At 52.6% G+C, this 7,076-nt stretch carries 7 protein-coding genes; all 7 read right to left on the reverse strand.

Features of this window, described 5'->3' with window-relative positions:
- The coding region (locus ACOTYB_RS24320; RefSeq protein WP_421765909.1) for a host specificity protein J at positions 1 to 3,409 on the reverse strand (3,409 nt) is incomplete at its 3' end.
- A 53-nt stretch (positions 3,410 to 3,462) separates the two neighbouring features.
- Entirely contained in the window at positions 3,463 to 4,080 is a 618-nt protein-coding gene (locus tag ACOTYB_RS24325) for a tail assembly protein (protein WP_199130091.1), read from the reverse strand.
- Between the two features lie 52 nt (positions 4,081 to 4,132).
- Entirely contained in the window at positions 4,133 to 4,468 is a 336-nt protein-coding gene (locus tag ACOTYB_RS24330; RefSeq protein ID WP_199130090.1) for a hypothetical protein, read from the reverse strand.
- Between the two features lie 32 nt (positions 4,469 to 4,500).
- A complete protein-coding gene (locus tag ACOTYB_RS24335) occupies positions 4,501 to 5,211 on the reverse strand; it encodes a C40 family peptidase (RefSeq protein WP_199130089.1) in 711 nt (236 codons plus the stop codon).
- A gap of 1 nt (position 5,212) precedes the next feature.
- On the reverse strand, positions 5,213 to 5,968 hold the full coding sequence (locus ACOTYB_RS24340; protein ID WP_199130088.1) for a phage minor tail protein L: 756 nt from the start codon (positions 5,966 to 5,968) through the stop codon (positions 5,213 to 5,215).
- Positions 5,965 to 6,303 (reverse strand): phage tail protein, encoded by a 339-nt coding sequence (locus ACOTYB_RS24345; RefSeq protein WP_104651402.1) that lies wholly within the window; start codon positions 6,301 to 6,303, stop codon positions 5,965 to 5,967. Before ACOTYB_RS24345 ends, ACOTYB_RS24340 begins: the two co-directional genes overlap by 4 nt.
- The coding region (locus ACOTYB_RS24350) for a phage tail tape measure protein (RefSeq protein ID WP_421765910.1) at positions 6,303 to 7,076 on the reverse strand (774 nt) is incomplete at its 5' end. The genes ACOTYB_RS24350 and ACOTYB_RS24345, both read right to left, overlap by 1 nt.

Raw genomic sequence — 7,076 nt, forward strand, 5'->3', positions numbered from 1 at the left:
CCTTCAGGTCGCCACTAACGCTTGCTATCGCCTGGGCGTTTGTGCTGATTGCTGAAGTGTGCCCGTTGATGGTCGCCGTGATGTCGTTTATCTGCGTAGCCGTGGCCTGCTGATAATTTGAGAACGTCTGGTTCAGGCTGTTGATGGATGCTTTGTTGCCGTTCACGTCAGTCTGCAAACTCAGCAGCGAACGCGCTGTTGCCTCCCTGTCGCTTGCCATAACATTATCAATACGATCGATGCTGGCTTTACTGTCACCGTACTGCGCGCTGAGTCTCACCTGCTGATCAACCTGCGCCAGCGTACTCGTTATTAGCGCGATGGAGTTACTCTGAATGCCGCCGCTGGCAGTATCTGTCCTTGCTCCCAGTTCCTCCAGACGGGATGCCATTGATGAAGTCGTGTCGGTGACAACCTGTCGCAACGTGGTGATATCAGCAGTATTTTGCGAGCTGGCTTGTTCGGCCGCATCTGCCTTACCTGATGCAGCGTCAGCTTTACTCGAAGCCGAATCAGCTTTATCAGAAATGACCTGAGTACTCGCAGTGAGCTGGTCAACAGCAGTAGCCCTTGCCTGAGCTTCATCTGACAGAGCCTGCCTTACCTCGGTAACTCCCGCCTCGTTCTGCGCAGTTTTTGCCTCAAGACGGGTAACATCCGTTACGCGCGCCTCCGTTTCAGTAGCGATCACCTCCCGGAGTTGTTCGAAGGTCGCAGAGTTAGCGCCCTGCTGGGCTGTCTGCCGCACGACAACATCAGCAATAGCAAGCGCGTTGCCGATGATTGCTTCAGCTGTCTGCTTATTCGATCCAACCGCCGCTGCAAGACCGTTTGCATTCTCTTTGATTGCATCAGCCAGTTCTGCGAACTTTTCACTGCTCTCCACCGCGCTCTCGATCAGGTCTTTGAACGTATCGGAGCCTTTCATGTCCTCCAGGATTGCATCGGTGATATCGGATACATCGATGCTGGCCTGCCCGCGCACAAAGTCTGTATACCCTGATTCGTTTCCGCTTCGATCTACCAGCTGCGCCCGGTACCAGAAAATTTGCCCTGCCTTAAGGCCCATCTGCTGATACTTGCGCTGCGGATAGGGTACGTCTGCCAGCAGCATCGCATCGTCTTCCGTCCCGGTCAGGCTGTACTGAATTTCCGTCTTCAGCGTGTCGTCGGTGTTCGCCGGGAATCCCCAGCTCAGCTCGATACCGAAAACCACATTATCAGAAGCGATGAAGCCGACCGGTTTCGGCGGATTGCCCACTTTCCCCGTCAGCGTTTTCTCTTCTGAATAGCCCCATCCGGACGAGATTTCTGCGGCATTGATTGCGCGCACGCGCACCAGGTAGCGCCCGGCATATATCCCCGGTACGTCGAAAGACGTTGTGGAACTGCGCGGCACGTTAACCCAGTTCCCGTCGTTGCGGCGCCATTGCGCTTCATAGGCGATAGCATTCTGCGCCTGGTCCCAGCTCACGCGCATGGTTTCGACGCTGATGTTCTGCTGCACTACGGAGAAGGAGCTGATGACGATATTAGCTGGCGGGAACTGATTACCCGGCGGAATGACGCTTACCGGCCGCTCGTCAATTAGCGCGCCGGTGTCGATACGTGCGTATTTATCCGGATCGTAATACGCCCCGGAGATGGTGAATGTGCCGTCGTTATTATCAGTTACGCTGATAACGCGATACTGCTGTGCATAAAGCTCGTCCGATTCAACAACCCAGATGCTTTCCGCCTGTGGCGTTTCGCCATACGCAACCGTGACGGTAACAGCCTTCCCATTAATCTCCTGGATAGTGCGACTCTGCGCGGCGCCGGACGGCAGATTCAGGAGTAGGCGATCGCCGGCTATAGCATCCGGTTTACGATCGAGCGTAATCACACGCCCGTTTACAGAACTGATGCGGCCGCCGGTCACTTTGCCGGACAGCAGTTCATCGGCGACAGCAATAACGTAGCCCGGTTGCGGGATCATGCCATCCAGCCCGACTGAGAACGTTACAACACGGTCTTTGTTGTTCGTCAGAATGCCCCAGCGCCCTTTGCGGTTCGCCTCACTTTGCCGTGTGCAGCCGATCGCCGTCAGCTCGAGCTGGTTAAAGCCGTAGCGCGTGACCAGATCCTGCTCGAATACCGACTCCATCGCGTCTGCATACGCATTGTCCGGATCGGACCAAGACACCAGTGCAGTTGTGTAACGCGTTTTTGTCGTGCTGCTGGAATAGTTAAAAACGCCATCGATAACGTTAGCCCGGGTGTAGCTGTAATCGATGTCGCGGGGCATGTCCGCCAGTGCCACAATTTGATTGCCACCCCAGTATGTCATACCCCTAAAGATGGCCGCGAAATCCCGCAGTACGGTATAGGCATCGTTGCGGCTCTGGACGTAGACATTGCAGGTGTAACGCGGTTCAGTACCGCTGCCGCCCTTACCGTCCGGCACCATCTGGTCGCAGTACTGCGCCACCTGATACAGCGTCCATTTATCAATATTCTCGGCCGTCAGGCGATTGCCAAGACCGAAACGATCAGAGACAACGATGTCGTAGAAAATCCACGCCGGGTTATCTGTCCAAGCCCATTTAAACGAGCCTGTCCAGGTGCCACTATAGCTGCGCGTCGCCGGGTCGTAATTATCCGGTACGCGAATGACGCGCATTTTCGGTTCGCAGGATATCGGTGGGATGCTGCCGTTAAACTGGCTGGAATCGAATTCGATATACAGCAGGGAGGTGTTCGGATAGCGAAGCTTGGCGTCAATAACTTCGGTGTAGCTCTGCAGCGTCATCGCATCGCCGATTTTTGCACTGTTAGCATCGGCGGTTATTTTACGCAGGCGCACGGTCCATGTGCTGCCAGCCTGCGGTAAATCGATACGGTGGCTGCGCTCATAGCCGGATGTGGTCTTGCCGGTTACTGCGGTATCGATGACCGTGGCCCAGGTGCCACCGTCAGTCTGGAGGTCTATGGCGTATTTAACGGAGTAACCAACCAGATCACCGTCATCTTCCTGGTTAAACAGGGACGGCCATTTGAGGCGCAGGCGAACGGCAGAGAGTTGCGTATTGGTGAAGGTGTGCGTCCATGCCACAGTGCTTTTAACCACTGTGCCGACACTAATTTCATTCTCGGTTCCGGGCATGCCCTGGATATATTTTTGCGCCTGGGTGCCGGAGCGAAACTCCCACGCCACACCGCTAAAATTTTGAGATCCGTCCGCGTTCTCCAACGGGGTCCCGTCCAGGAAAATGCTTTTACCATCCAGCCCGCCGCCAAATTCTCCCTCGCCCAGGGCGATAAGTAGTTTGGCTTTTGCGATGGACTGCAAATCATCAGGCTGTTCTGTAGGCGTGCGGGATTTAGAGCCTCCACCTTTGCGGCCCTTAATTGCGGTTGCGTTTACCATATTGCGCCTATAAAAAAATCCACCCAAAGGTGGACTGAATGAAAGGTTATATTTTACTGCTGATCTTCGACGAAAATCCCGGCCGAAATAATCGCCCCCCCTATACGGCGCTTACCGTAACCAAGCGGGACGGGATAGCCCTGAGCTGCGGTGTTCGTTACGCCACCGAAGGCATAGGATGCCTGATTATCTGCGCTCTGCTTACTCGCGAGGCCAGCTGCCTGAGGGGATAGCATCTGGACAACACCACCAAGCATCATAGCACCACCCATCATTGCCATCTTCGAACCGATTGCCCAACCAACACCCGTCCAACCAGCGAAGTAACCGATCACTACACCAACGACCACTAAAACTGCTCCCAATATAGTCTGCAGAGCACCAGCTTTCTTACTCCCGATTATGACTGGAACTATTTTTATCACCTCTTCAGTTATTGGATACCCCAGATCATCTAATCCAATATTTTTTTTGCCCACAAAAACAGCATAAGTTAACCCTCTTAATTTGCTGGTATTAAGGAAACGCTCAAAATTGTCGATAGTCTTACATAGCGAATGTATAGCCTCTGCTTTCGTTCTAACAAGACGCTGGTGTGTTTTACCAAAGGTTTTCGCTAGCGGACCAAACAATTCAACTGTTGCCATTTTTTCTTCAGAAATAGTTGTCATGCTTTTCTCCAGGTAAAAAAAAACCACTCGTAAGTGGTTTCTTTTAAAAATGTTAAATGCATGTCCTCGCTGCATTACCCCAAGGATCATTCCATCCCTTCGATAATGCATAAACTTTTATATTTGAACCGCCGCCGGTTGCTGTCTCAATTTTCACTAACGAGACAGCGCCAAACCAATCGTCTGACGATGATATTTGATAACCATTTTCAGTAGGCATGCTTGTAGACGACGCCTTTAAAGCTACCCACTTTGGAGCTAAACATTTGTTCATTGCTTCTGGCGATTTTGATGAATATCCTGTAAATATTGGCTCCCCGCCTTCAAGTCCTGTCGTTGAGCATCCAGCCAACCCAACGATAGCCAAAACCATAAGTAGTTTTTTCATATCCTTATCCCCTTTGAAAAATCACAGGAAGATTAGCACATGGTCTTATAACGCAGCACCTTCACTGTCCTATCAACCCAGTAACCGCCATAAGGGACGCGCTGGCTTAAATGACCGTACAGATGGTGCAATAGCATGTTGCCTTCCAGCAGTATTCCTGCATGGTTCCACTTATTGGCCTGCACCTGCATGATCACCATATCACCAGGCTGCGGCGCACCGGTGAATTCACGGAAGCCGCACTCATACCAGTAATCGTGATAGAAGTTGTCCGGATAGCTGTCTTCCCACCAAGGATAATCAACCCGGTAATCCTTCAGCTCAATGCCATGCTGCTGGCGGAAGTAACTCATCACCAGACCCCAGCAGTCAAAATGGCCCAGCACAAATGGCCGCTCAAGAAGCGGAAGTTCTCCGCGCGGCTGAATGGTTCGCAAATCCCCCTCCGGCCAGCTGACAATATGCCAGGGAATAAGCGTTGAATCACACTGCGCTTTGTCCAGCTCGCTGGGTTGCGTGGTCGCATCAGGATGACTGTGAACAATAGCCGTTATCGTGCCCCAGTCATCTGCCTGTGCATAGTCCTCCGGGTTGAGGTGGAAATGTTCTGTCGGTTCGGTCGCAAGATTCCTGCACGGGTAATAACGCTCTACCCGGCTGTTCTGTGCCACCACGCCGCAGCACTCGCGAGGATATTCAGCTGCAGCATGCGCCATGATTGCCTCAATGGTTTTCTGTCGCATATCAACTCCGAATGAGAGAAGTCCCTGGGAACCCGCCGAACGGCAGTTCATTATTCTCACCGAAGCGCAGCTTGCAGCCTGTAAGCGTGCCGCTGCATTTATCCAGTGAGGGATCATCGACCGGGTTATTTTTCTCGTCAAAATAGCGCGTTCCGGCGTAATCGCAGCCGTCTCCCGTACGGTATTTCCCACGGATACACCAGGAGCATAGGGAGTGAAGCTGCCGTGTCGGTATCATCAGCCCCTGCAGGTCCATCGGGCTAGAAAGGGTGAACTCGACTACTTGATTGTTTTCACTGCTTTTTGCATCGATGTAGAAAACCTTCAGCTTTTCCTGAGTAGGATCGGCTGTCGGGTTACCCCCGGTGAAGTTTTTCGCATCGAGATATTTACCCAGGGTGTCATGTATCGTCACCTTCGCCTGCAACATATCGTCGTAAGCAAGGCAAAGAGCGGTGATCGAGCTGTCGAGGTTAGCTACCGAAAGTTTTGGCTGCGCACTACTTCCCGATGTAGAAGCCTCGATCCCCTCAATCTGGCATGGCCACGCTTTATATTCTTCGCCCTGCCACCAGATTGATTTGGCCTGGAGCTTGTTTTCGTCACCGCCGGCAGCTGTTATTTCTGCTTCAGTATGTGCGATGCTGTAGTTGTGAAACCGTAACACCTCACCTGTACCAAATGCAGTGCCATCCACTTCAAACAGCCTGACCTCATCGCCGGGTTCAAGCTTCTGATAATCTGCGTTAAGACTCATGGTTTATAGGCCTGCTCAAAAGTTGCTGAAAGGTTGAAGAGCCCAGCGCCAAGCGGCGACGGAGTGTAAGTATCACAGCGATACAACCCCAGTGGCTCAAGCGGTGGGTGCCACTGAAAAGACTTTGTGCCCTGGTGACGATCGAGGAAGTTTTTAATGGCCCCGATATACGCTTCGGTACCGGTAAACTGTAAATTCCACTTTTGTGAACGCGGATTTAAGCCGTCACCGGCCACCTGTTCATATCCGTCACCAAATTTTGCGGAGCGCCGGCGGAACGTTACCTCCTGCTCCGCGTTGATGCGTGGGCACCAGCTGAATGTTTCAAGAGCCATCAGCGGCCTCCTTTTGCAAGGTTCCAGATCGCACCGCCCGGCGCTAAATCTCTCATTATTAGATCCCTGTAACGCCTATCTGTATAAGAACCCACATCTTTCGCGAATTGTTCATAGCCAGATGTCGCTTGAGTGGCCGTATTTCCGTTGCCATCAATGGTGATATATACCTGTGGTGCCCCTCCACTACCTGGCGTGACGCCGCTATTTCCCACGGCGCGGACACCGAGTGAACCATCAGACGCGCGGGTAAGAGGCATAATGGCTTCAGGACCAGCCTCTCCCATCAGACCGGCACCTTTTGCAAACGCAAACAGCGTCGGTGAACTGACGACAGAGTTACTGTACTGACTGAGATCGGCTGAAGAGTAAACGCCGCCTTTGGCGTTGAGATCGAGATTTGCGGCTGCATTGTTATAAGCGCCGGATGGCGTGGTACCTCCAGTAGATGCGCCAGCAAACAAAGAGCCGATGGAGCTGACCGCGTTCGCGATCATCATATTTACCATCACCTGTTCTATGATTTTCAGAACGCTGATACCCCAGTCTTTCCAGCTCGCTTTATTGCCGTTGAGCATCTCGACAATGTTGCTGCTGATCCCTGAGAGTGCCGTTTTCATGACGTCGGCCGCCTGCATTGCATAGTTCGTGGAATCATCCACCCAGTCGGCAAGTCCGTCACGGGCTCCGGTTACCCAGTCAGCCTGTAGCGCATCAACTTTCTTGTAGTAATCCTCCTGAACTTCGATCCTTTCGGCCTGCGCATCCTTCAG

The sequence above is a fragment of the Enterobacter cloacae complex sp. IR5450 genome, assembly GCF_049238665.1.
Classification (GTDB): domain Bacteria; phylum Pseudomonadota; class Gammaproteobacteria; order Enterobacterales; family Enterobacteriaceae; genus Enterobacter; species Enterobacter hormaechei_C.

Coding starts and splice junctions, on each gene's coding strand:
- ACOTYB_RS24340 (WP_199130088.1), bottom strand. CDS start 5,968: ATGAGTCTTAACGCAGATTATCAGAAGCTTGAACCCGGCGATGAGGTC.
- ACOTYB_RS24335 (WP_199130089.1), bottom strand. CDS start 5,211: ATGCGACAGAAAACCATTGAGGCAATCATGGCGCATGCTGCAGCTGAA.
- ACOTYB_RS24325 (WP_199130091.1), bottom strand. CDS start 4,080: ATGACAACTATTTCTGAAGAAAAAATGGCAACAGTTGAATTGTTTGGT.
- ACOTYB_RS24330 (WP_199130090.1), bottom strand. CDS start 4,468: ATGAAAAAACTACTTATGGTTTTGGCTATCGTTGGGTTGGCTGGATGC.
- ACOTYB_RS24345 (WP_104651402.1), bottom strand. CDS start 6,303: ATGGCTCTTGAAACATTCAGCTGGTGCCCACGCATCAACGCGGAGCAG.